The organism is Jatrophihabitans fulvus, assembly GCF_054781375.1.
Genome location: NZ_BAAGUN010000001.1, coordinates 965,394 through 987,826 on the forward strand (window position 1 = coordinate 965,394; position 22,433 = coordinate 987,826).

Here is a 22,433-nt window from a genome sequence, read left to right on the forward strand (position 1 = left end):
GAGCACGACGCGCAGACGGGGGGAGAGCCGTGGCGAACGTCCTCGACGACATCGTCGCCGGCGTCCGGGAGGACGTCGCGGCGCGCGAGGCCGCTCTGCCGTTGGCCGAGGTCAAGGCCCACGCGGCCGATGCGCCCCCCGCGATCGATGCCCTGGCCGTGCTGCGCCGGCCCGAGGTCGGCGTCATCGCCGAGGTGAAGCGCAGCAGTCCGTCCAAGGGCGCGCTGGCCTCGATCGACGACCCTGCGGCACTGGCGGCGGAGTACGAGTCCGGCGGGGCGTGCGTGATCAGCGTGCTGACCGAGCAACGCCGTTTCGGGGGCAGCCTCGCCGATCTCGATGCGGTGCGCGCCCGGGTGCGCATCCCCGTGCTGCGCAAGGACTTCGTCGTCGGCAGCTACCAGCTGCACGAGGCCCGCGCCCACGGTGCGGACGTCATCCTGCTCATCGTCGCCGCGCTCGAGCAGAACGCGCTCATCGGCTTGCTCGAGCGCACCGAGTCGCTCGGCATGACCGCGCTCGTCGAGGTGCACACCGAGGACGAAGCGTCCCGCGCCCTCGACGCCGGCGCGCGCGTCATCGGCGTCAACGCCCGCAACCTCAAGACCCTCGACGTCGACCGCGCCACGTTCGAGCGCATCGCGCCGGGGCTGCCGAGCAACGTCGTGAAGATCGCCGAGTCCGGCGTCCGTGGCCCGCTCGATCTGATCGAATATGCCGGGGCCGGCGCGGACGCCGTGCTCGTCGGCGAATCGCTGGTGACGGGACGCGACCCGCGACAGGCGGTCGCCGACCTCGTCACCGCCGGGGCGCACCCGGCCACGCCGCGCGCCTCGCGCTGACCCTCACCCGGACGGGGCGCTGAGTCCCGACAGCACGGCGGCCACGGTGATGCGGCGCAGCCGCGTCCCCTCTTCGAGCACCGTCGCCTGGGCCATGGTGCCGACGAACGCCGCGATCACCGCGCGCGTGATCACCTCGCCCCCGACGGTGGCGGTGCGGCCCGCTGCCGCCAGCGCGTCGAGCAGCACGGGTTCGAGCGCGGTCACCAGGTGACGCGTGTGGACGCGCAGATCGCGTCGGACGTCCGGGTCGTGACGGGCGCGGGGCACGACCACGGCGCGCAGCGCCAACCAGGTCTCCTCGTCCGGCAGCGTGGTCACGAGGCTGCCGGCGATCGTCTCGAGCGACACGGTGCGGCGACGCAGCGTGGCCCGGACCCGGTCGAGCACGGTGGCGACCATGGCGTCGGCGTCGTGTTCGTACACCGCGAACAGCAGGTCGTCGACGGAGCCGAAGTTCGAGTAGAACGCGCCGCGCGTGTATCCGGCCCGCCGCACCACCTGCTCGACACCCATCACCGGCGACCCGGTCTCGCGGAACACGTCCCTCGCGGCGGCGATCAGCTGCGCGCGCGTCGCTTCCCGGTTACGGGCCGCCCCGCGCGCAGGTGTTCCGTCCGCCACCGTCCGCCCCCCCTCGGTTGCTCGATTCGGATCGTATTCAATACAGTATGTATCGAGAGCTCAGGGAAGGAAGTATGTCATGTCGAAGGCATCGTCGACTGCCGGGTTCCGTGCCGACCTGCGGGACGCGGTGACGCCGAAGGCGTTCGCCTACGTCGTGGCGGTGCTGCTTCTGCAGCTCGGGTTCGTGCTGTCGTACATCGGCGCCTTCCACGACCCGAGGCCACACCGCATCGAGATCGGATTGGTGGCGCCGCAGCAGGTCGCAGCGACGTCGGTGCAGCGGCTGAACGCGCTCGACGGCGCCCCGCTGTCGGCGCGCGTCGTCGGCAACGAGCAGCAGGCGCGCGAGCAGATCCGCTCCGGTGATCTCAGCGCGGCGCTCGTCGTCGACCCGCAGGGCACGTCCGATCGGCTGCTCGTCGCCTCGGGCGGTGGAGCGTCCACCGCTACCGCCGTCGAGAGCGTGGTCGCCGCCGTCGAGAAGGCGCAGGACCGCACCGTCACCACGGACGACGTCGTGCCGTTGCAGGCCGGCGACGGACGTGGCCTGTCCGGCTTCTACCTGGTCGTCGGGTGGATGGTCGGTGGTTACCTGGTGGCCTCGCTGCTCGGCGTCGCGGGCGGAGCCCGTCCGGCCACGACCCGGCGGGCTGCCATCAGGCTGGGGGCGCTGGTTCCCTACGCCGTGCTGTCCGGCCTCGGCGGCGCGGTCATCGCCGGACCCGTGCTCGGTGCGATCGACGGGCACACCGTCGCGCTGTGGTGGCTCGGTGCCCTGATCGTGTTCGCCGCCGCCGCGGCGACCACCGCGTTGCAGGTGCTGTTCGGCATCCTCGGCATCGGCCTCGCGGTGCTGCTGTTCGTCGTCCTCGGCAACCCCAGCGCGGGCGGTGCGTACCAGGACGGCGTCCTGCCGGCTTTCTGGCGCGGCATCGGCAACGCGCTGCCCAACGGGGCAGGCACCGACGCCGTGCGCCGCATCGTCTACTTCGACGGCAACGGCATCGGCGGCCACTTGCTCGTCATCGCCCTCTGGGCCGTCGTCGGTGTCGTCGTGGCGCTGGTCGCAGCGGCCCGGCACGCGCGCTCCGCAACCGCCGAACCGGTCGGACGGCACGAGCGGGCCTGATCCGACCGGCGGGACCGCCCGTCGGGTTCCGACGGGCGGGGTCGGACCGGCATCAGTGCGGCGCGGCGGCCGGGCGCGTCGCGAGCCAGTCGGCGAATGTCACCCTTGCCAGGGTGGCGTCGGGGCCCGCGGTGATGGAGTCGTCGTCGAGTTCGGTGCCGAAGTAGCGCGCGTGCGGCTCGCCGACCACGGTCCGGGTGTCGCCGTCGGCGTCGAGCACCGCGCTCAGAGCCGAGGCAAACGGGATGCGCTCGGGGCCGGCGACCTCGACGCGTCCGCCGACCGGAGCCGCGACCGCCGCGTCGGCGACCGCGCGGGCGACGTCCGAGGCCGCCATCGGCTGGATGTCGGCGTCGGGAATGCGCACCACGCCGGCCACGGTGGCCGAGTCGGCAATCGCGCGCAGGAACTCGAAGAACTGCGTCGCCCGCACGATCGTGTAGGGCACGCCCGACTGCTCGACTATTGCCTCCTGGGCGACCTTCGCCCGCATGTACCCGCTGTCCGGAACGCGGTCGGCACCGACGATCGACAGTGCGACGTGGTGGCGCACCCCGGCGGCGGACTCGGCCTCGGCGATGGTCCGTCCGGCGGTCTGGAAGAAGGCCAGGACGTCGTCGTCCGCGAACGACGGCGAGTTCGTGACGTCGACGACGACGTCCGCGCCTGCCAAGGATTCGGCGAGTCCCTCGCCGGTGAGGATGTCGACCCCGGTGCTCGGCGCGGCCGCCACCGCCTCGTGGCCCGCCGCGACGAGCAGGTCGACGACCTGCCGTCCGATGAGTCCCGTTCCGCCGATCACGACGACCTTCATGGTGCACCTCCGAACGCGGATAACTTCTGTCCGGATAACATACCCGGACAATGACTGTCCGAGTCAATACACTGGTGTCGTGAAGTTGTCCGGAGGCGTCGAGTGGGCGCTGCACTGCTGCACCGTGCTGTCCATGACGGGTGACGCCGTGTCGGTAACCCGCCTCGCGGAGCTGCACGACGTGTCGTCGACCTACCTCGCCAAGCAGCTTCAGGCGCTGTCGCGCGCCGACATCCTGCACTCGGCCCAGGGCAAGGCCGGCGGGTACACCCTGACCCGCGCCGCCGAGGAGATCACGGTGCTCGACGTCGTCGAAGCCCTGGACGGCCCGCAGCCGGCGTTCGTGTGCACCGAGATCCGCCGCCGCGGACCGCTCGCCGCGCCCGACGAGGCGTGCACCCGGCCCTGTGCGATCAGCCGCGCGATGTCGGCGGCCGACGCCGCCTGGCGCGAGGCGCTGCGCGCGGTGTCGATCGCGGACCTGCGTTCCTCGGTCGCCTCGGACTACGACACCGACATCGCCGCCGCCGTCCGCGGATGGATCGCCCCGTCCGGTCGCTGATCGACGCCGGCGAGATCGACGACCTCGGGGCGCGAGCGTCCTGACCCGACCCCGGAACGCGGTCGGGTCAGGCGTCGGCACCTCGCAGGTCGTGGCCGCCGGAGTCGGAGTCGGAGTCGCCTGTCCGGCCGGGTTCGCAGCGGCAGCTGCGCGACCGCACCTGCCGCTTCCCCACCTGCCACCGTCGCGCCGTGTCCTGCGAACTCGACCACGTCACCGACGAACCATGTCATGGGCGCCGGTGGCCGGTAGGTGGTGGAGGTGACGTCGAGGAGGCGGGGCGGCGCAGGGGCGGCATTCGGTCAGGTGGGCGCGCCGGTCGTCGACGCCGAACTGCTTCGCGCGTTGCTGCAGCAGTGATTCAGAGGGCGGTGATGTCCTCGATCGACAGGTGAGCTCACAGTTCGCCGGTGGCGTCGGCTGCGCTGCCTTGTGACGACGCGCCGCTTTCCGAGGCTCCATTCGCGGCGTCGGTCGTCGGCGACGGGGGCGGTGTCGGCGACGGCGCGGCGGATCGGGCGGACGAACTGGGGGGACGGTCTGTTCGTCGACGTCGGGCAGCACCCGCCGTTCGAGTTCGGTGGCTTCGCTGTCGGACAGGTGGGCGGTGAACTCGAGCAGCCGGTCGGTGTAGCGGGCATCGAGGCGGCCGGCGTGCATGGCCTCCACGCGAGCGCCCCCTCGATCAGGGAGAACCGCAACACCGCCGTCATGCCCCGAACGCTGATCAGGGCGTACGACAGTTTGCCGCGTCTACGCCGCCAGCGTGCGTTCGATCAGACGGCCGACATCGATCAGCTCACCGGCCGGCACGGTATCGGCCCCCGGGCGGACCAGCCCGGGCCCGCCGACGAGGGCGTCACCGGCCCGGTGCGGGGCAAGGTTGAAATGCAGGTGGCGCACCCGCTCGCCGAAGACGTACACGTAGACGAGGTCGGCGGACGTCGCCTTCTTGAGCGCGGCGGTGACGCGCGCGAGCGTCGGGCCGAGCGATTCGGCCTCGTCGCCGTCGAGGTCGACGATCTCCGGCAGGTGTCGTCGCGGTTCGAGATGAGCGAAACCCGCGACCGGCGAATCGCGCTCGACGACCGACAGCCGCCACAGGGCGTCCTGCCAGACCGTCCGACGACCGAACTCGGCCGCGGCGCGGTCCGGCTCGCACAGAAGGCATCCCTCGACGGGTTCGCGGCTGGTCATGGTGCCCGCAGGATCGTGACCGCCCAGTCGGCGTCGTCGTGCCAGGGCCCGAGATCCCAGGTCGCGAAACGGTGCTCGAGGACGAGGTTCGCCGCCGCGCAGTCCCGGTCGAAGTCGGCCAGCGAATATTCGCGATCGAGCGCAAAGCCGGTGACGATGCGTCCGCCCGGCACGTGCGCGGCAATGCGCGAGAGCACCTGCCGTTCGGAGCCCGGTGTCAGGAACACCATGACGTTGCCGGCGAGGACCGCCAGGTCGAAGGTCTCACTCAGTGACAACGACGCGAGGTCGGCGACCTCGAACAGCGGACCCGGGTGGTCGCTGCGCGCGGCCTCGACCAGCACGGGGTCGACGTCGACGCCTACGACCGTGTGGCCCCGGGCGTGCAGTGCGCCGGACGTCCGTCCGGGACCGCAGCCGGCGTCGAGCACGCGCGAGCGCGGCGGCACGAGCGCGTCGACCAGGCGTGCCTCACCGGCGAGGTCGGCGCCCGACCCGGCGAGATCGCGCATGCGCTCGACGTAGCGGTGCGAGTGGTCCGGCCCGGTGTCGGTGAGCCACCGCGGTTCAGTCACTCTCGATCGCCGCACGCAGCGTCCGGGCCATGCCCGCGGCGGTCGGCAGGGGGACGGTGCCGTCGATCAGGGTCATGCCGAACGCCGACTCGTCGCCCCAGGCGCAGACCGTGGAGCTGCCGCCGCCCTGCGAGATCTGCGCGCAGCGCATGAAGCCGCCCCGCGGGCCGGGCGGGAACTCCGTCGAGCGGGCGGGATCGCTGAGGTCACCGTTGGCGCCGGCCATGAAGAACGCCACGGACCCGCGGACGCCGTCGGAACGCACCTGCGCGCGCAGGGACTTGATGTCGCGCAACGCGAGCCCGATGAAGACGACCCGCTTGCCGGTGGCCACATGGGTCCAGGCCCCCGCGGCGGCGTGGCGGACGACGTCGTCCGGGTCGTCGCCCTTGTCGGCGAGTTCCTCCCCGAGGCGTGCCTTGAGGTCGTCGACGGGCACGTCGCGATCGACCCTGAAGCCGGAGATGGTCGCCGGCACCGCCAGGGTCCGTCCGCCGGTGCCCGGCGCGTCGACGACGTCGCCCTTGGTCAGGGTGGCCACGAGCACGCCCACCAGGGCCGCGGCGACGCAGATGGCGGCGACGACGATCACCGCGGGATGGATGCGGCGTCTCGTCGGCGGGACGGGCGGCGCCGGCGGCGGTCCGGCGGCCGGGGGAGGCGGCGGCGTGGCCGGTGCGTACCAGCCCTGCTGCCACGGCTCGACGTACAGCGGGTCGCCCTCGCCCTGAACGCCGCCCGGCTGACCCCCGCCCGGATACGTCACGCACCGAGGGTAACCGGCGGTGCCGGGCGGGGCGGTATCGTCGCGGTCATGACGCACCGGCGATGGCGCAGCTGACCGCAACTCACGACCCCGTCAGCCCATCCGTCCGAACACCCGAGAGGGACCCGTCATGACCACGTCCGTTCCTGATGCCACCGGCCACTTCGGCCGGTTCGGCGGCCGCTTCGTCCCCGAGGCGCTCATCGCCGCCATCGACGAGCTCACCGAGGCGTTCCGCGTCACCCAGGCCGACCCGGCCTTCCGCGACGAACTGCAGGCGCTGCACCGCGACTACACCGGACGCCCGTCGCCGCTGACCGACGTCCCCAAGTTCAGCGAGCACGCCGGCGGCGCCCGCGTCCTGCTCAAGCGCGAGGACCTCAACCACACCGGATCGCACAAGATCAACAATGTGCTGGGTCAGGCTCTGCTGACCCGTCACATCGGCAAGAAGCGCGTGATCGCCGAGACGGGCGCGGGCCAGCACGGCGTCGCCACCGCCACGGCGGCCGCGCTGCTCGGCCTCGACTGCGTCGTCTACATGGGCGAGGAGGACACCCGCCGGCAGGCGCTCAACGTCGCGCGCATGCGCCTGCTCGGCGCCGAGGTCGTGCCGGTGAAGACCGGGTCCCGCACCCTCAAGGACGCGATCAACGAGGCCATGCGCGACTGGGTCACCAACGTCGACTCGACCAACTACGTCTTCGGCACCGTCGCCGGTCCGCACCCGTTCCCGATGATGGTGCGCGAGTACCAGCGCATCATCGGCGACGAGGCCCGCGAGCAGGTGCTCGAGCGGACGGGCCGCCTGCCCGACGCCGTCGCGGCGTGCGTCGGCGGAGGGTCGAACGCGATCGGCATCTTCACCGCGTTCGTGCCCGACGAGGGCGTCCGCCTGATCGGCCTCGAAGCGGGTGGCGACGGCGTCGAGACCGGGCGCCACGCGGCGTCGATCACCGGCGGCGCGCCCGGCGTGCTGCACGGCGCGCGGTCGTACCTGCTGCAGGACGACAACGGCCAGACGGTCGAGTCGCACTCGATCAGCGCCGGCCTCGACTACCCGGGCGTCGGGCCCGAGCACTCGTACCTGCACGACATCGGACGGGCCGAGTACCGCCCGATCACCGACGCCCAGGCGATGGCGGCGTTCTCGCTGCTGTCGCGCAGCGAGGGCATCATCCCGGCCATCGAGTCGGCGCACGCGCTCGCCGGAGCGCTCGACCTCGGACACGAGCTCGGCCCGGACGCGGTGATCCTGGTGAACCTGTCCGGCCGCGGTGACAAGGACGTCGAGACCGCGTCGCGCTGGTTCGGCCTCGTCGACGAGGACGGCCTCGAGAACGCGGAGCAGGCGTGAGCGCCGTCGCGGACGCCCTCGCGAAGGCGAAGGCCGACAACCGCGCCGCCGTCATCGGCTACCTGCCGGTCGGCTTCCCCGACGTCGACACCTCGATCGACGCCGTCCGCGCGCTCGTCGAGGGCGGGTGCGACATCGTCGAGGTCGGCGTCCCCTACAGCGACCCGGTGATGGACGGCCCTACCATCCAACGCGCCACCGAACCGGCCGTCCGCAACGGCGTCGGCATCGGCGACGCGCTGCGCGCGGTGGCGGCCGTGGTCGACGCCGGTGGCGCCGCGGTCACCATGGGTTACTGGAACCAGGTCGAGCGCTACGGCGTCGACCGCTTCGCGGCCGACCTCGCGTCCGCGGGCGGCTCGGGCGCGATCACGCCCGACCTCATCCCGGACGAGGCGCAGCAATGGATGGCGGCGTCCGACGAGCACGGCCTCGACCGGGTCTTCCTGGTCGCGCCCTCCTCGACCGACGCGCGCATCGCCACGACGGTCGCCGCCTCGCGCGGCTTCGTGTACGTCAGCGCCGTCATGGGCGTCACCGGGGCTCGCGAGTCGCTGGGCGACGCCGCGTCCGTCCTCGTCGGCCGGGTGCGGGCCATCGACGACTCGGTGCCGCTGTGCGTGGGCCTCGGCGTCTCGACCGGTGCCCAGGCGAGCGAGGTGGCGCGTTTCGCCGACGGTGTCATCGTGGGTTCGGCGCTGGTGAAGCGATTGCTCGACTCACCGGACGCGGCCGGCGTGGCCGCCGTCCGCGAGCTCGCTGCTGAACTCGCGGACGGCGTCCGCCGGCGCTAGCGGACGGTCAGCCGCGGGCGATCGCCTGCAGCTGGCTGTAGTCGCCGTTGAAAGTGTTCTGGTCGCCCGGGTACGTGCCCGAGTCGGCGAACTGCCAGAACGTGTAGTAGCTCCAGCCGTTCGGCAGCGCGCCGACGGTCGAGCTGTAGCGGGCGACCCACAGCGGGTTGGTCGAGCTGAAGTCACCCGACACGCACTGGTTCCACCAGGACGTCGACGTGTAGATGACGGGGTACACGCCGGTCGCCGAGTGGTAGGTGTTGCTGAAGTCGCGGATCCACGAACCCATCGCCGACGGCGACAGGCCGTAGCAGGTGGCGCCGGAGGGGTTGTACTCCATGTCCAGGGCTCCGGGCAGCGTCTTGCCGTCGCTCGACCAGCCCCCGCCGTGGGCGAGGAAGTAGTTCGCCTGGGTGGCGCCGCTGGACGAGTTCGGGTGCGCGAAGTGGTACGCGCCGCGGATGTAGCCGGCGTTGTAGGACCCGGTGTAGTTGGCCGAGAAATTCGGGTCGGTGTACGTCGTGCCCTCGGTGGCCTTGATGTAGACGAACCGGGCGCCCGCCGAGTACTGCGCCGCCCAGTTGATCGATCCCTGGTAGTGGGAGACGTCGTGGCCGGCGACGCTGCCCGCGGCTTGGGCGGGCCCGGCGAGCAACACGGTGGCCGCGCAGGCCGCGACGGTGAACAGGGACAGGACCAGTCGTTTCACGGAACCCTCCAGGTGTGTGGTCGGTCCGAACCGGACAAACCCTGACACAACCTGTGAATTCCGACAATGGGGAGGACTAGACCAATAGGTGACTAGGGAACGACCAGCAGCTTGCCGGTCGTCCTGCGCCCCTCCAGGTCCTCGTACGCGCGGGGCGCCTCGTCGAGGCCGTACCGCCCGCCGATCTCGAGGCGGACGGTGCCGTCGGCGACGGCCGTGAACACCTCTGCCGCGCGGGCGCGGAGCTCGTCCGTCGCCCGCACGTAGTCGACGAGCGTCGGACGGGTGGCGAACAGCGACCCGCCGCGGTTCAGCAGCTGCAGGTCGAACGGCGGCACCTGCCCGCTCGCCGCGCCGAACAGGACGAACATGCCGCGAGGGCGCAGCGCGGCCAGCGACGCCTCCCACGTGGCCTTGCCGACGCCGTCGTAGGCGACGTGCAGCCCGTCCGGACGGTGCCCACGGATCGCCGCCGCCAGCTGCTTCGGCTCGGTCACCTCGTCGTAGCGGACGACGGCGTCGGCGCCGAGGTCCCTCGCGATGTCGGCCTTGGCCGCGCTGCCCACCGTCGCCACGACGAAGGCCCCGCGGGCCTTCGTCAGCTGCACCAGCAGCTGTCCGACGCCGCCGGCGGCCGCGTGCACGAGCACGCCGTCGCCCTCGGCGACGGGGTAGGTCGACCGGACGAGGTAGTGGGCGGTGAGCCCCTGCAACATCACGGCAGCGGCGGTCTCGGCGTCGATGCCGTCGGGCACCCTCACCACCCGGCCCGATGCGACGGTCGCCAGTTCGGCCATCCCGCCGCCGGCATCGGTGGTGGCGACGACGTCGCCGACCGCCACGTCCGTCACGCCGGACCCGACCGCCTCGACGGTGCCCGCGCACTCGGCACCGAGCACGAACGGGGGCTCGCCGGGATAGACCCCCTCGCGCATGTAGACGTCCTTGAAGTTGACGCCCGCCGCGGCCACCCGGACCAGCACCTCGCCCGGGGCCGGCTGCGGATCGGGGCGCTCCTGCACCTCGAGGACGTCGATACCTCCGTGCTGCTTCACCACCAGTGCGCGCATGCCTCAGTAGTACCCCCTTAGGGTGGTCGCCGTGGCACCCGACCCGGCCGTCGTCCTGGCCTCGATCCCGAGCCCGACGCGCAGCGTGTGGCACCTCGGCCCGCTGCCCGTCCGGGCCTACGCGCTGGCGATCATCCTCGGCATCGTCGTCGCCATCTGGGTGACCACCCGCCGCTGGCGCGAGCGCCACGGCGACCCCGACCACGTGTGGGACGTCGCCGGCTGGGCCATCGTGTTCGGCATCATCGGCGGCCGGCTCTACCACGTGCTCACCGACCCCGAGATCTACTTCGGCGACAACGGCAAGGGCGCGGTCGCCGCGCTCAAGGTGTGGGACGGCGGGCTCGGCATCTGGGGCGCCATCGCGCTCGGCGCGGTCGGCGCCTGGATCGGCTGCCGCCGCCGCGGCATCAAGCTGGTGGTCTTCGCGGACGCGGCCGTCCCGGGCGTGATCTTCGCCCAGGCGCTCGGGCGCATCGGCAACTGGTTCAACAACGAGCTCTACGGCGCGCGGACCGACCTGCCGTGGGGCCTGAAGATCCGCGAGATGGACCTCGCCACCGGGGAGGCCGGTCGCTACCTCGGCACCTTCCAGCCGACGTTCCTCTACGAATTGGTCTGGAACGTCGCCGTCGGCGTCGCGCTGATCCTGCTCGACCGGCGCTTCCGGCTCGGCCGCGGCAACGTCGCCGCCCTCTACGTCATGGGCTACACGCTCGGACGGGTGTGGATCGAGATGCTGCGCACCGACACCGCGAACCACATCCTGGGCGTGCGGCTGAACGTGTGGACGTCGATCATCGTGTTCGCGCTCGGGCTGGCCTGGTTCGTCCGCCACGGCGGTTTCCGGGCCGAGAGGGAACCCTCGCCTTACGTGACGAAACCCATCCCGCGTGAGTCCTCCGGCAGTGGGGAAGACGCCGGCGAGGGGGACACTTCTCCTGACAGCGACTCCACCTCGGATGTCGCCGTCGAGGAGGAGGTACGCACCGATGGCCCAGCCGACGACCGGTCTGGCTGACCTGCCCGACCTGCCCGAGCAGGAAGCTCACCACCAGCACCGCGACGTCAGCGGCGGCTGGTTGCGGCCGACCGTCTTCGGGATGATGGACGGCCTGGTCTCGAACTTCGCCCTCATCGCCGGTGTGGCCGGCGCGTCGTCCGGCAGTGCCGAGGTCGCCCTCGCCGGCTGGGCCGGGCTCGTGGGTGGCGCCTTCTCGATGGCGGCCGGTGAGTTCATCTCGGTGCAGAGCCAGAACGAGTCGACCGAGCACGAGGTCGACGTCGAGGCCCGCGAGCTGCGCCGCCACCCGGAGGCCGAGCTGGAGGAGCTCGCGCAGAGCTACATCGCCCGCGGTGTCGACGAGACGACCGCCCGTGAGGTCGCGCGCCAGCTGTCCCGCGACCCCGAGCAGGCGCTGCTCATCCACGCCCAGGAGGAGCTCGGCGTCGACCCCAAGTCGCTGCCGAGTCCCTGGACGGCGGCCATGTCGTCGTTCGCCGCCTTCAGCGTCGGTGCGATCCTGCCGCTGCTGCCGTACCTGCTCGGCGCCACCAACCTGCTCGTCTCGTTGATCATCGCGATCGTCGCGCTGTTCGGGGCCGGCGCCGCCACCTCGCGGTTCACCTCCCGCGGCTGGGCCTTCGGCGGGGCGCGCCAGTTGCTGTTCGGCCTGGTGGCGGCAGCCGTCACGTACGGGGTCGGATCGCTGTTCGGCGCGACCGTGGGCTGACCTGGCGGACGTCGGTGATCACGGTCACCGGAGCGGGTACGACGTGTGTGGTTCTTGTTCAGTCGTCGCCCCGTGCGGAGTGTTCCCCCTCGTGCTGCCCCCCGTGTTCCTGCGCGCCGTGACGGCGCGGTCCGCTCGTCGCCACGCTCTCAAGGGCGCGCTGCTGACCGTGCTGCTGGTGGGCACCAGCGCCTCGTACGCGCTCGCGGGCGATCCCGTCCGCGACGTCGTCGGCGAGCGTCCGGCGGCGGCGGCCGCCGGGCCGGACCGGGTCGCTCCCGCCGCCCCCGCCGCGTCGACCGCGGTCCCGACGCGCGTCGGCGCGCCGGCGCGGGCCGTCCGACCGGGTCCGCCGCCCGGACCGGCGCCGATGTCGATGGACGACCCGATCCAGGGCGGTCTGACGGCGCGGCAGGCGCAGGCGCGCTCGGCCGCGGTGCGTGCCGCGCACCGCGACGTCGCGGAAGCGCCGGCGTCGCCACGGTGGACCCCGGCCATGGGTCTCGCGGCGGCCGCCCGCGCCCGGTCGTGGCTCGGCCTGCCCTACTCGTGGGCCGGGGGCACCGGCACCGGCCCGTCGACGGGGCGCTGCGAGAAGGGCAGCGGCGCCGACCTCGACTGCCGCATCGTCGGCTTCGACTGCTCCGGGCTCATGATCTACGCCTGGTCGCCGTACCGGCAGCTGCCGCACTTCGCGCAGTTCCAGGCGGAGTCGGGTGCGTTCCGCCCGACCGTCGCGCAGCTGCGTCCCGGCGACCTCGTGTTCTTCTCGAGCTACATCCCCGACGGCATCGGGCACGTGGCGATCTACGACGGTGACGGCATGGTCATCGAGGCGCCGCAGAGCGGCGGGGTGGTGCAGCGGGTGCCGCTCGCGCAGCTGATGCGGTCGGACGGCACCTACCGCGGCGCCGTGCGCCCGCTCACCGGCGCGACGCCCACCCTCGCGGACGGCGTGCGGACGTCCACCCGTGGGGGCACGGTGACCCTGCGTGGCACCGGGCTCGACGGCGTCGACCACGTCGCCGTCGGCCAGCGCACCGTCCGGTCGTTCGTCCGCCGGTCCGCCACCTCGCTCACCCTGCGCCTTCCCGCGCACCGGCCCGGCGCCGTCCAGGTCGTGGCGCACACGTCGTGGGGCGCGGCCTCGCAGCCGTCCACGATCGCGTTCGTGGCGCCGCCACGCACAACCCCGCGGACGGCCCCGCGGACGGCACCGCGGACAGCACCACCGACGACGCCGCGGCCGGCGCCGTCGTCCTCCGCGACGCCGTCGCGGCCGCGGCCACGTCCGACCGTCCGGCCGGTGCCCCGCCCGACGCCGTCGCGCACGACGCCGAGTCCCGCGCCGTCGGCGTCCTCGAACCCGCCGGTGGTCGTGCTGCCGACGGTCGGGGCCTCGTCGGCCGGGGGCGTCGCGACCCCTTGACCGACCGACCGGTCGGTCTCTAGGGTCGGCTTCCGTGACGGACCTGCCCGGACTCGACCTGGACGCCGTGACCGCCTGGCTCGATGCCGAGCACCCCGGGGTGCGACGGGGCCCGCTGCAGGCGTCCGTGATCGCGGGCGGACGGTCGAACCTCACCTACCGCGTCTCGGACGGCACGTCGACCTGGGCGTTGCGCCGCCCGCCGTTGGCACACGTGTTGCCGACCGCGCACGACATGACCCGCGAGTGGCGCATGATCAGCGCGCTGCGCGACACCGCCGTCCCCGTCGCCACGCCGGTCGCGCTGTGCGAGGACAAGGACGTCATCGGCGCGCCGTTCTACCTGATGCACTTCGTCGACGGCGTCGTGCTCGACACCCGCGAGGCGCTCGACCGCCTCACCCCGGCCGACGCGACGCGCTGCTGCGAGGTGCTCGTCGACACCCTCGTCGACCTGCACGAGGTCGACCCGTCCGCCGTGGGGCTGGCCGACTACGGGCGACCCGAGGGTTTCCTCGCGCGGCAGGTCAAGCGTTGGAGCCAGCAGTGGCAGGCGTCCGAGACGCAGGAGCGCCCCGAACTCGCCCGTACCGTCGAGCTGCTGAACGGCACACTGCCCGAGCAGTCGGCGTCCGCGATCGTCCACGGCGACTACCGCCTCACGAACGTCATCTTCGACCGGTCGCACGAGCGCATCGCCGCCGTCGTCGACTGGGAGATGGCCACGCTCGGCGACCCGCTCGCCGACGTCGGCCTGCTCGTCGTCTATCAGGGCCTGGCCGCCGAGGACGCCACGGTCATGCCCCTCATGGCGCCCGCGGACGGGTTCCTCACGTCCGACCAGCTCGTCGAGCGGTACGCGCGACGCTCGCCGCGCGACCTCTCCCGGCTCGACTGGTACGTCGCGTTCGGGTACTTCAAGCTCGCCGTCGTCTCGGAGGGCATCCACAACCGCTTCCTCGCCGGCAAGACCGTCGGCGAGGGCTTCGACACCTTCGGCGAGCGCGTCCCGGTGTTGCTGCAGCGGTCCATCGACCTGTTGGAGGCCTGACCCGTGGACTTCGCGCACAGCGAGCGCTCGCAGCAGCTGCAGGAGCAGGTGCGCGCGTTCCTCGACGAGCACGTGTATCCCGCCGAGCACACCTTCGAGCGGCAGGCCGCGGCCAACCGGTCGGCCGGCACGCCGTTCCGTACCCCGGAGGTGCTCGGCGGGCTGAAACAGGAGGCGCGCCGGCAGGGGCTGTGGAACCTGTTCATGCCCGAGCACATCGGTCCCGGCCTCGGCGCCGGGTTGACCGTGCTCGACTACGCGCCGATCGCCGAACTGTCCGGCCGCTCGCTGGCGATCGCGCCCGAGGCCATGAACTGTTCCGCGCCCGACACGGGCAACATGGAGCTGCTGGCCATGTTCGCCACCGACGAGCAGCGCGAACGCTGGCTGCAGCCGCTGCTCGACGGCGCCATCCGTTCGTGCTTCTCGATGACCGAGCCGGCCGTCGCGTCGTCCGACGCCACCAACATCGCGACCGCCATCACCCGTGACGGGGACGAGTACGTCGTGCGGGGTCGCAAGTGGTGGTCGACCGGGGCGCTGCGTCCGGAGTGCGAGGTCGCGATCGTCATGGGTGTCAGCGACCCGGACGGCCCGCGCCATGCGCGGCACTCGATGATCCTGGTACCGCTCGACACCCCGGGTGTCACGATCCACCGCTCGACCAGCGTCTACGGCTACGACGACGGTCCGCACGGCGGCCACGGCGAGATCGAGTACGACGTGCGCGTGCCCGCCGAGAACCTGCTCGGGCCCGAGGGCGGCGGCTTCATGATGGCCCAGGCCCGGCTGGGTCCCGGCCGCATCCACCACTGCATGCGCAGCCTCGGTGCCGCCGAGCGGGCCCTCGAACTGATGTGTGCGCGGACGTCCGAGCGCGAGGCGTTCGGGGGACCCATCGCGTCCCAGGGCGTCGTGCAGCAGTGGATCGCCGAGTCGCGGCTCGCCATCGACCAGGCCCGGCTGCTCGTGCTCAAGGCGGCATGGCTGATCGACACCGTCGGCGCGAAGGGGGCGCGGACGGAGATCGCCGCCATCAAGGTGGCCGCGCCGCGCGCCGCCTCGTACGTCGTCGATCGCGCGGTCCAGGCCTACGGCGGGGCCGGCGTCTCCGGCGACACCCCGCTGGCCGAGATGTGGGCGCAGCTGCGCACGCTGCACCTGGCCGACGGGCCGGACGAGGTGCACCTGCGCACGGTCGCCCGCCAGGAGCTGCGGGGAGCGCGTGCCTGACACCGGCGTCCGCGAGCGCGTGCTCGCCGCCGCTGTCGACCTGTTCGCCGAACGGGGATATGACGGCACGAGCGTGGCGCAGGTCGTCGAGCGGGCCGGCGTGGCGAAGGGCGGTTTCTACCACCACTTCGTGTCCAAGGAAGCGCTGCTGTACGAGGTCTACGGCGACCTCATCACGGCGCAGCTCGAACGACTTTCACGGATTCTTGCGCAAAAACAGGACCCCGCGACCACCCTGCGTCTGATCATCGAGGACCTCATGGTCACGACCGCGACCAGCGCCCGTCCGGCCCTGGTGTTCTGGCGCGAGCTGCACAGCCTCGGCGACGAGCGCACCGAGCAGTACCGCAGGCAGCGGCGGCGCTACCACGACGCCGTCCGCAAGCTCGTGCGTGACGGCCAGGCCTCCGGCGCGTTCGGGTCGGTCGCGTCACCGGACATGATCGCCAACACCGTCTTCGGAGTCGTGAACGAATTGCCCATCTGGTACCGGCCGAACGGCCGCAAACGTCCCGCCCAGCTCGCGCAGGAACTCGCGGACCTCGTGCTGCGGGGGCTCGAGCCGTGACCGCGCGCTGGGGTCTGACCGTGCCGCTGACCGGCGTGCCGCTCGCCGCGCACGCCGACATCGTGCGAGCCCTGCCCGACCTGGGCTACACCGACCTGTGGTCGGCCGAGACCAACGGCACGGACGCGTTCACGCCGCTCGCGCTCGCGTCCGTATGGGAGCCGACGCTGCGCCTCGGCACCGCGATCGTGCCGGTCTACACGCGCGGGCCGGCGCTGCTCGCGATGTCGGCGGCCGCGCTCGCCGAGGCCGCCCCCGGCCGGTTCGTGCTGGGCCTCGGTGCGTCGAGTCCCGCGATCGTCGAGAACTGGAACGGTCTGTCGTTCGACCAGCCGTACCGGCGCACCCGTGACGTGCTGCGCGCCGTGCGCACCGCGCTCGCGGGCGAGCGGGTCGACGGCGAGTTCGACACCTTCACCGTCAAGCGGTTCAAGCTCGAGTCCGCGCCGCAGCAGTCGCCGCCGATCGTGCTGGCCGCACTGCGCGCCCAGATGCTCGCCCTGGCCGGGCGCGAGGCCGACGGCGCGATCCTCAACTGGCTCGCGAGCTACGACGTCGCGCAGTGCGTCGCGGCCATCGGCAACCCGTCCGCCGAGGTGGTCGCCCGCATCTTCGTGTGCCCGACGGAGGACGCCGACCACGCGCGGGCGGTCGGCCGGTTCATGATCTCCAGCTACCTCACCGTCCCTGCGTACGCGGCGTTCCACGACTGGGTCGGGCGCGGTGAGAAGCTTCGTCCGATGCAGGAGGCGTGGGCCGCCGGTGACCGCAAGGCGGCGTCCGCGGCGATCCCCGACGACGTCGTCGACGACCTGGTGCTGCACGGCAGCCCCGAGTCGTGCCGCGACCAGGTGCGGGCCTACGCCGACGCGGGCGTGACGACGCCGGTGATGGCGCTCGTCCCCACGCCGGACGGGCCGCCCGACCTCGAGCTGCTGCGACGATTGGCGCCGACCTCATGAGGATCAAGGACTCCGTCGTCGTCGTCACCGGCGGCGCGAGCGGCATCGGCGCGGCGCTGGCCCGCCGCTTCCACGCCGACGGCGCTCGACACGTCGTGGTCGTCGACCGCAACCTCGAGGGCGCGTCCGCCGTGGCCGCCGAGGTCGGCGGCACCGCCGAGCAGGTGAACGTCGCCGACGCCGACGCCGTGCTCGCCCTCGTGCAGCGCACCGTCGACCGCGAGGGACGCATCGACCTGTTCTGCAGCAACGCCGGCATCACCACCGGTGCGGGCGTCGCCGACCCGCAGGCCTGGCGCGACGCCTTCAACATCAACGTGATGAGCCACGTCTACGCCGCACGGGCCGTGCTCCCGACCATGATCCGGCAGGGTGGCGGCCACCTGCTGCAGACCGCATCCGCCGCCGGCCTGCTGACCTCGCCCGGAGACGCGCCGTACGCGGTCACCAAGCACGGCGCCGTCGCGTTCGCCGAGTGGCTGTCCGTGACCTACGGCGACCGCAACATCGGCGTCAGCGTGCTGTGTCCGATGGGGGTCGACACCCCGCTGCTCATGGACCCGCTCGCGGCCGGCGACGCCGGTGCCCGCGCGGTCGCCGCGTCCGGCGAGATCGTGTCCGCCGAGCACGTCGCGGCCGTCGCCGCCCAGGGCATCGAAGCGGGGAAGTTCCTGCTGCTGCCTCACCCCGAGGTCGGCACGTACTGGGCCCAGAAGGCGTCCGACCCGGACCGGTGGCTGGCGGGAATGCGCCGCCTCGTACGGTCCGAGTAACCGAACACCAACTATCGAAAGGAATACCCGCTCATGGCAGGAGTGAAGGACCGCGTCGCGTTGGTCACCGGAGGTGCCCAGGGCATCGGTGCGGGCATCTGTGCCCGGCTGGCCGCCGACGGCGCGAAGGTCGCGGTCGTCGACCTGAACAAGGACGCCGCGCAGGCCACCGTCGACCAGATCACCGGCATCGGTGGCACCGCCATCGCCGTCGGCGCCGACGTCTCGGACGCCGCGCAGGTCCAGGCCGCCGTCGACGCGGTCGTCGCCGAGTTCGGCGGCCTGCACATCCTCGTCAACAACGCGGGTGTGCTGCGCGACAACCTGCTGTTCAAGATGAGCGAGGACGACTGGGACATCGTCATGGGCGTCCACCTCAAGGGCGCGTACCTGTGCAGCAAGGCCGCGCAGAAGCACATGGTCGACGCGAAGTACGGCCGCATCATCTCGATGAGCTCGACCTCGGCGCGCGGCAACCGCGGCCAGGCGAACTACTCCACCGCCAAGGCGGGCCTGCAGGGCCTGACCAAGACGCTGGCCATCGAGCTCGGCCCGTTCGGCGTCACGGCCAACGCCATCGCCCCCGGGTTCATCGAGACCGCGATGACGAAGGCGACCGCCGAGCGCATCGGCATCACCATCGAGGACATGCGCGGCAACGCCGAGAAGACGCTTCCGGTGCGTCGTGGCGGCGTGCCGGCCGACATCGCCAACGCCGTCGCGTTCTTCGCCGGCGAGGAGTCGGGCTATGTCACCGGCCAGGTGCTCTACGTCGACGGCGGCTCCGGCCTGCACTGACCGTCGCCCTCGCACGTTGACTGGCGACCTTCCAGGCTGACTGGGGACTTGAAGTCATCCAGTCAGCGGTGAAGGTCGCCAGTCAACTCGATACGGTGCCAGTCGATCCCAGGCGCCGGGCGGTCAAGCGACGGCGTCGAACGTCGGGTAGTACGCGTCGCGGTGGCCGTCCTCGGTCGGGTGGTACGAGATGCCGAAGTCGGCGAAGTTGACCGAGTGCAGCCAGCGGTTGTCGTCGCAGATCTCGTGCCCGTCGAAGGCGCTGCGCACGTCGGCGAAGGTGGCCCCGGTCCGTCCGGCCGCTGCCCGCAGCACGGACGACAGCGTGTCGATGCCCTCGTTGATCTTCGCCCGCTTGGTCTGGCTGAGGCCGATGCAGTCGCTGCCCAGGTCGTAGAAGTCCGGGTAGTTGAGGACCACGAGCTCGGCGGACGGCGCCCGGTCGCGGATCTGCCCGAACAGGTTGTCCAGCTTGCCCGGCAGCGTCGCGCGGGCGTCGTTCTCGGCCGCGTCGATCTCGCTCACGCAGGTCGAGTCGCTGCCCAGGTTGCAGTCCTTCATGACGCCGCTGAAGTTCTCGTCGTTGCCGCCGATCGTGATGCTCACCAGCGTGGTGGACGACGAGAGTGCGGATAGCTGGTTGCTCACCACGTCCGAGGTGGTGGCGCCCGAACACGCCACCGAGGTGTACGACGCGGGGGAGTGGTTGTCGGCCCACACCTGGCTGTAGGCGTTCAGGCTGCGGTCGCAGTCACCGCTGGAGTCGATGTAGTCGCCGGCGCCCACGCCGGAGGAGTACGAGTCGCCGAGGGCGACGTAGTGCACGCCCGCCGCGGCGGCGGGTGACGCCAGCGCGAGGACGAGGCCCGCGACCGCGAGCAACAGGGTGGTGAGCAGGGATGCGCGGCGCACGGGACGGCCTCCGGATGCGAATTGTCCGATTCTGTCCGGCTTGTTCTATCGTGAACCCCGCGCGTTGGCCAGGGTCACCGGCCGGGAAGGTTCCGGTCCGGCCGGACGGCGCCCCGTAGGCTGGCAGCGTGTTCGACACCCTTTCCGACCGGCTCTCCGGGGTCTTCAGCGGCCTGCGGGGCAAGGGGCGACTGTCCGAGGCGGACATCGACGCCACTGCCCGCGAGATCCGCATCGCCCTGCTCGAGGCCGACGTCGCCCTGCCGGTCGTCCGCCAGTTCATCGCCAACATCAAGGAGCGGGCGCGCGGCGAGGAGGTGTCGAAGGCGCTCAACCCGGCGCAGCAGGTCATCAAGATTGTCAACGAGGAACTCGTGGCGATCCTCGGCGGCGAGACCCGCCGGCTGCGCTACGCCAAGCAGCCGCCGACGGTGATCATGCTCGCCGGCCTGCAGGGCGCCGGCAAGACGACGCTCGCCGGCAAGCTCGCCCGTCACCTGCGCGAGCAGAAGCACACGCCGCTGCTCGTGGCCTGTGACCTGCAGCGCCCCAACGCCGTCAACCAGCTCAAGATCGTCGGTGACCGCGCCGGCGTCGCCACCTACGCGCCCGAGCCGGGCAACGGCGTCGGCGACCCGGTGCAGGTCGCCCGCGACTCGATCGAGATCGCCAAGCGCCAGCAGCACGACATCGTCATCGTCGACACCGCCGGCCGCCTCGGCATCGACGCCGACATGATGCAGCAGGCGGCGGACATCCGCGATGCCGTCGACCCGCAGGAAGTGCTGTTCGTCGTCGACGCGATGGTCGGCCAGGACGCCGTGACCACGGCCGAGGCGTTCCGCGACGGCGTCGGCTTCACCGGCGTCGTGCTGACCAAGCTCGACGGCGACGCGCGCGGCGGTGCGGCACTGTCCGTCCGCGAGGTCACCGGCCAGCCGATCATGTTCGCGTCCAACGGCGAGAAGCTCGAGGACTTCGACGTCTTCCACCCCGACCGGATGGCCTCGCGCATCCTCGGCATGGGTGACGTGCTCACGCTCATCGAGACGGCCGAGAAGCACTTCGACCAGGCCGAGGCCGAGAAGATGGCCGCCAAGCTCGCGGGCGGCGGCAGCGACTTCACCCTCGAGGACTTCCTCGGACAGCTGCAGGCGATCCGCCGTATGGGGCCGATCGGCAACCTGCTCGGCATGATGCCGGGCATGGGCCAGATGAAGGAGGCCCTGGCCGAGGTAGACGACAAGGACCTCGACCGCACCGCCGCCATCATCCGGGGCATGACGCCCGCCGAGCGCGAGAACCCGAAGATCATCAACGGCTCGCGGCGGCTGCGCATCGCCAACGGTTCCGGCGTCAAGGTCAGCGAGGTCAACCAGCTCGTCGACCGCTTCTTCGAGGCCCGCAAGATGATGGGCCAGCTCGGCGGCATGGGCCTGCCGGGCATGCGCAAGCGCAGTGCGACGAAGTCGTCGAAGAACCAGCGCAAGAACAAGAAGGGCAAGAAGAGCGGGCAGAGCCGCGGGCCGGCGCGTGTCCCCACCGGGATGCCCCAGATGCCGGCCGGGTACGGACAGCAGCCCCAGCTGCCACCGGGCTTGCCGCCGGGCATGCAGATGCCCGACCTGTCGAAGCTCGACTTCAAGAACCTGCCCAAGGAGTAGCCGCCGCCCCGGGGCCGTGTCCCCGGGGCCTCCGGGTCTCGTCGGTCCGGGTCCGTCCGTCCGCCCGGGTTATCGTGGGCCGACCGTCCCGTCCGCCGAACGCCCCAGAACGGATCCGCCGCACCCGTGCTCAACATCCACGCCCGCGCCACCGTGTCGCGGGCGCTCGAACCGCTCGGTGCGGCCCTCGCCCGGGCCCGGGTGACGCCGAACGCCATCACCGTCTTCGGCACGGTCGGCGCGACGGCCGCCGCGGTCGGTCTGCTGGGCACCGGATGGTTCTTCACCGGGACGCTCGTCATCACCTTCTTCGTGCTCCTCGACATCGTCGACGGTGCGGTGGCGCGCGCCGGGGGGACGAGCTCGGTGTTCGGTGCCGTCCTCGACTCGAGCTGCGACCGCATCGCCGACGCCGCCATCTTCGGTTCCGTCGCCTGGTACTACGCACACCACGGCGAGCAATGGATGCTGCTCGCCGCGCTGCTGTGTCTGGTGCTCGGCGCGCTGACCAGCTACATCCGCGCCCGCGCTGAGGGCGCCGGGCTGACGTGCACCGTCGGTATCGCCGAGCGGGCCGAGCGGCTGATCCTCGTGCTCGTCGGCACCGGACTGACCGGTCTCGGCGTGCCCTTCGTGCTGGCCGTGGCGCTGTGGCTGCTCGTCGCCGCCTCGGCGATCACGGTGTACCAGCGGCTCGCGACCGTGTGGGAGCAGTCGCGCGCCCGTGAGGCGGCCGGTGCCTGAGCCCGACTGGTCGCCCCCCGCGGCGGACGCGGTCGCCGCGCCGCTGCCGCCGCCCGTCGCGAGCCGGCCCCCACGGCGGTCCTTCCGCCGGCCGTCGCTGCGACCCGCGCGCCGCCCCGCGCCG

At 72.1% G+C, this 22,433-nt stretch carries 25 protein-coding genes; 16 read left to right on the forward strand and 9 right to left on the reverse strand.

The window, feature by feature from the left end; genetic code table 11:
* Positions 1–29: 29 nt before the first annotated feature.
* Entirely contained in the window at positions 30–842 is an 813-nt protein-coding gene (gene trpC, locus ACYVP9_RS04685; protein WP_460603532.1) for an indole-3-glycerol phosphate synthase TrpC, read from the forward strand.
* A 3-nt stretch (positions 843–845) separates the two neighbouring features.
* On the opposite strand, the gene ACYVP9_RS04690 is transcribed toward trpC, so the two are convergent.
* The gene (locus tag ACYVP9_RS04690; RefSeq protein WP_460603533.1) at positions 846–1,466 is read right to left on the reverse strand and encodes a TetR/AcrR family transcriptional regulator; all 621 of its coding nucleotides are present in this window, start codon (positions 1,464–1,466) and stop codon (positions 846–848) included.
* A gap of 79 nt (positions 1,467–1,545) precedes the next feature.
* On the opposite strand from ACYVP9_RS04690, the gene ACYVP9_RS04695 reads away from it, so the two are divergent.
* Positions 1,546–2,598 carry a DUF3533 domain-containing protein gene (locus ACYVP9_RS04695; RefSeq protein WP_460603534.1) on the forward strand — a complete coding sequence of 351 codons (1,053 nt, stop codon included), beginning with the start codon at positions 1,546–1,548 and terminating at the stop codon, positions 2,596–2,598.
* 52 nt (positions 2,599–2,650) lie between these two features.
* On the opposite strand, the gene ACYVP9_RS04700 is transcribed toward ACYVP9_RS04695, so the two are convergent.
* On the reverse strand, positions 2,651–3,412 hold the full coding sequence (locus ACYVP9_RS04700) for an SDR family oxidoreductase (protein WP_460603535.1): 762 nt from the start codon (positions 3,410–3,412) through the stop codon (positions 2,651–2,653).
* Positions 3,413–3,491: 79 nt separating this feature from the next.
* Here ACYVP9_RS04700 and ACYVP9_RS04705 point away from each other — a divergent pair, with 79 nt between their 5' ends.
* Positions 3,492–3,974, forward strand: a complete 483-nt coding sequence (locus ACYVP9_RS04705) for an RrF2 family transcriptional regulator (RefSeq protein WP_460603536.1) — start codon at positions 3,492–3,494, stop codon at positions 3,972–3,974.
* A 213-nt stretch (positions 3,975–4,187) separates the two neighbouring features.
* Here the strand turns inward: ACYVP9_RS04705 and ACYVP9_RS04710 are convergent, their stop codons facing one another.
* From ACYVP9_RS04710 to ACYVP9_RS04725, 4 genes are all read right to left on the reverse strand, one after another.
* Complete coding sequence (locus ACYVP9_RS04710) at positions 4,188–4,643, reverse strand: hypothetical protein (protein ID WP_460603537.1); 456 nt, start codon at positions 4,641–4,643, stop codon at positions 4,188–4,190.
* Positions 4,644–4,727: 84 nt separating this feature from the next.
* Entirely contained in the window at positions 4,728–5,171 is a 444-nt protein-coding gene (locus ACYVP9_RS04715) for an HIT family protein (protein WP_460603539.1), read from the reverse strand.
* Positions 5,168–5,746, reverse strand: a complete 579-nt coding sequence (locus ACYVP9_RS04720) for a class I SAM-dependent methyltransferase (protein WP_460603540.1) — start codon at positions 5,744–5,746, stop codon at positions 5,168–5,170. The genes ACYVP9_RS04715 and ACYVP9_RS04720 overlap by 4 nt, the downstream gene beginning before the upstream one ends.
* On the reverse strand, positions 5,739–6,512 hold the full coding sequence (locus ACYVP9_RS04725; protein WP_460603541.1) for a hypothetical protein: 774 nt from the start codon (positions 6,510–6,512) through the stop codon (positions 5,739–5,741). The genes ACYVP9_RS04720 and ACYVP9_RS04725 overlap by 8 nt, the downstream gene beginning before the upstream one ends.
* A 130-nt stretch (positions 6,513–6,642) precedes the next feature.
* On the opposite strand from ACYVP9_RS04725, the gene trpB reads away from it, so the two are divergent.
* Both trpB and trpA read left to right on the forward strand, forming a co-directional pair.
* Positions 6,643–7,869: a tryptophan synthase subunit beta gene (gene trpB / locus ACYVP9_RS04730; RefSeq protein ID WP_460603542.1), complete on the forward strand. Its 1,227-nt coding sequence runs from the start codon at positions 6,643–6,645 to the stop codon at positions 7,867–7,869.
* Positions 7,866–8,663 carry a tryptophan synthase subunit alpha gene (gene trpA / locus ACYVP9_RS04735; RefSeq protein WP_460603543.1) on the forward strand — a complete coding sequence of 266 codons (798 nt, stop codon included), beginning with the start codon at positions 7,866–7,868 and terminating at the stop codon, positions 8,661–8,663. Before trpB ends, trpA begins: the two co-directional genes overlap by 4 nt.
* 7 nt (positions 8,664–8,670) lie before the next feature.
* On the opposite strand, the gene ACYVP9_RS04740 is transcribed toward trpA, so the two are convergent.
* Positions 8,671–9,363, reverse strand: a complete 693-nt coding sequence (locus ACYVP9_RS04740; protein WP_460604290.1) for a lysozyme — start codon at positions 9,361–9,363, stop codon at positions 8,671–8,673.
* Positions 9,364–9,464: 101 nt separating this feature from the next.
* Positions 9,465–10,442, reverse strand: a complete 978-nt coding sequence (locus ACYVP9_RS04745) for a quinone oxidoreductase family protein (RefSeq protein ID WP_460603544.1) — start codon at positions 10,440–10,442, stop codon at positions 9,465–9,467.
* A 31-nt stretch (positions 10,443–10,473) separates the two neighbouring features.
* Here ACYVP9_RS04745 and lgt point away from each other — a divergent pair, with 31 nt between their 5' ends.
* From lgt to fabG, 9 genes are all read left to right on the forward strand, one after another.
* On the forward strand, positions 10,474–11,463 hold the full coding sequence (gene lgt, locus ACYVP9_RS04750; RefSeq protein ID WP_460603545.1) for a prolipoprotein diacylglyceryl transferase: 990 nt from the start codon (positions 10,474–10,476) through the stop codon (positions 11,461–11,463).
* Positions 11,435–12,175, forward strand: coding sequence for a VIT1/CCC1 transporter family protein (locus ACYVP9_RS04755; RefSeq protein ID WP_460603546.1), 741 nt, complete (start codon positions 11,435–11,437; stop codon positions 12,173–12,175). The genes lgt and ACYVP9_RS04755 overlap by 29 nt, the downstream gene beginning before the upstream one ends.
* A gap of 91 nt (positions 12,176–12,266) precedes the next feature.
* A complete protein-coding gene (locus tag ACYVP9_RS04760) occupies positions 12,267–13,604 on the forward strand; it encodes a C40 family peptidase (protein WP_460603548.1) in 1,338 nt (445 codons plus the stop codon).
* A 34-nt stretch (positions 13,605–13,638) separates the two neighbouring features.
* A complete protein-coding gene (locus ACYVP9_RS04765) occupies positions 13,639–14,655 on the forward strand; it encodes a phosphotransferase family protein (protein WP_460603549.1) in 1,017 nt (338 codons plus the stop codon).
* Positions 14,656–14,658: 3 nt separating this feature from the next.
* A complete protein-coding gene (locus tag ACYVP9_RS04770) occupies positions 14,659–15,888 on the forward strand; it encodes an acyl-CoA dehydrogenase family protein (RefSeq protein ID WP_460603550.1) in 1,230 nt (409 codons plus the stop codon).
* Entirely contained in the window at positions 15,881–16,456 is a 576-nt protein-coding gene (locus ACYVP9_RS04775; RefSeq protein ID WP_460603551.1) for a TetR/AcrR family transcriptional regulator, read from the forward strand. The genes ACYVP9_RS04770 and ACYVP9_RS04775 overlap by 8 nt, the downstream gene beginning before the upstream one ends.
* Positions 16,453–17,418, forward strand: a complete 966-nt coding sequence (locus ACYVP9_RS04780; RefSeq protein ID WP_460603553.1) for an LLM class oxidoreductase — start codon at positions 16,453–16,455, stop codon at positions 17,416–17,418. The genes ACYVP9_RS04775 and ACYVP9_RS04780 overlap by 4 nt, the downstream gene beginning before the upstream one ends.
* On the forward strand, positions 17,415–18,191 hold the full coding sequence (locus ACYVP9_RS04785) for an SDR family oxidoreductase (protein WP_460603555.1): 777 nt from the start codon (positions 17,415–17,417) through the stop codon (positions 18,189–18,191). Before ACYVP9_RS04780 ends, ACYVP9_RS04785 begins: the two co-directional genes overlap by 4 nt.
* 33 nt (positions 18,192–18,224) lie before the next feature.
* Positions 18,225–18,989 carry a Rossmann-fold NAD(P)-binding domain-containing protein gene (gene fabG / locus ACYVP9_RS04790; protein ID WP_460603556.1) on the forward strand — a complete coding sequence of 255 codons (765 nt, stop codon included), beginning with the start codon at positions 18,225–18,227 and terminating at the stop codon, positions 18,987–18,989.
* 123 nt (positions 18,990–19,112) lie between these two features.
* On the opposite strand, the gene ACYVP9_RS04795 is transcribed toward fabG, so the two are convergent.
* On the reverse strand, positions 19,113–19,901 hold the full coding sequence (locus ACYVP9_RS04795; RefSeq protein ID WP_460603557.1) for an SGNH/GDSL hydrolase family protein: 789 nt from the start codon (positions 19,899–19,901) through the stop codon (positions 19,113–19,115).
* 128 nt (positions 19,902–20,029) lie between these two features.
* On the opposite strand from ACYVP9_RS04795, the gene ffh reads away from it, so the two are divergent.
* Both ffh and pgsA read left to right on the forward strand, forming a co-directional pair.
* Positions 20,030–21,565 (forward strand): signal recognition particle protein, encoded by a 1,536-nt coding sequence (gene ffh / locus ACYVP9_RS04800; RefSeq protein WP_460603558.1) that lies wholly within the window; start codon positions 20,030–20,032, stop codon positions 21,563–21,565.
* A 126-nt stretch (positions 21,566–21,691) separates the two neighbouring features.
* On the forward strand, positions 21,692–22,309 hold the full coding sequence (gene pgsA / locus ACYVP9_RS04805) for a phosphatidylinositol phosphate synthase (RefSeq protein WP_460603559.1): 618 nt from the start codon (positions 21,692–21,694) through the stop codon (positions 22,307–22,309).
* The last annotated feature ends 124 nt before the right edge of the window (positions 22,310–22,433 follow it).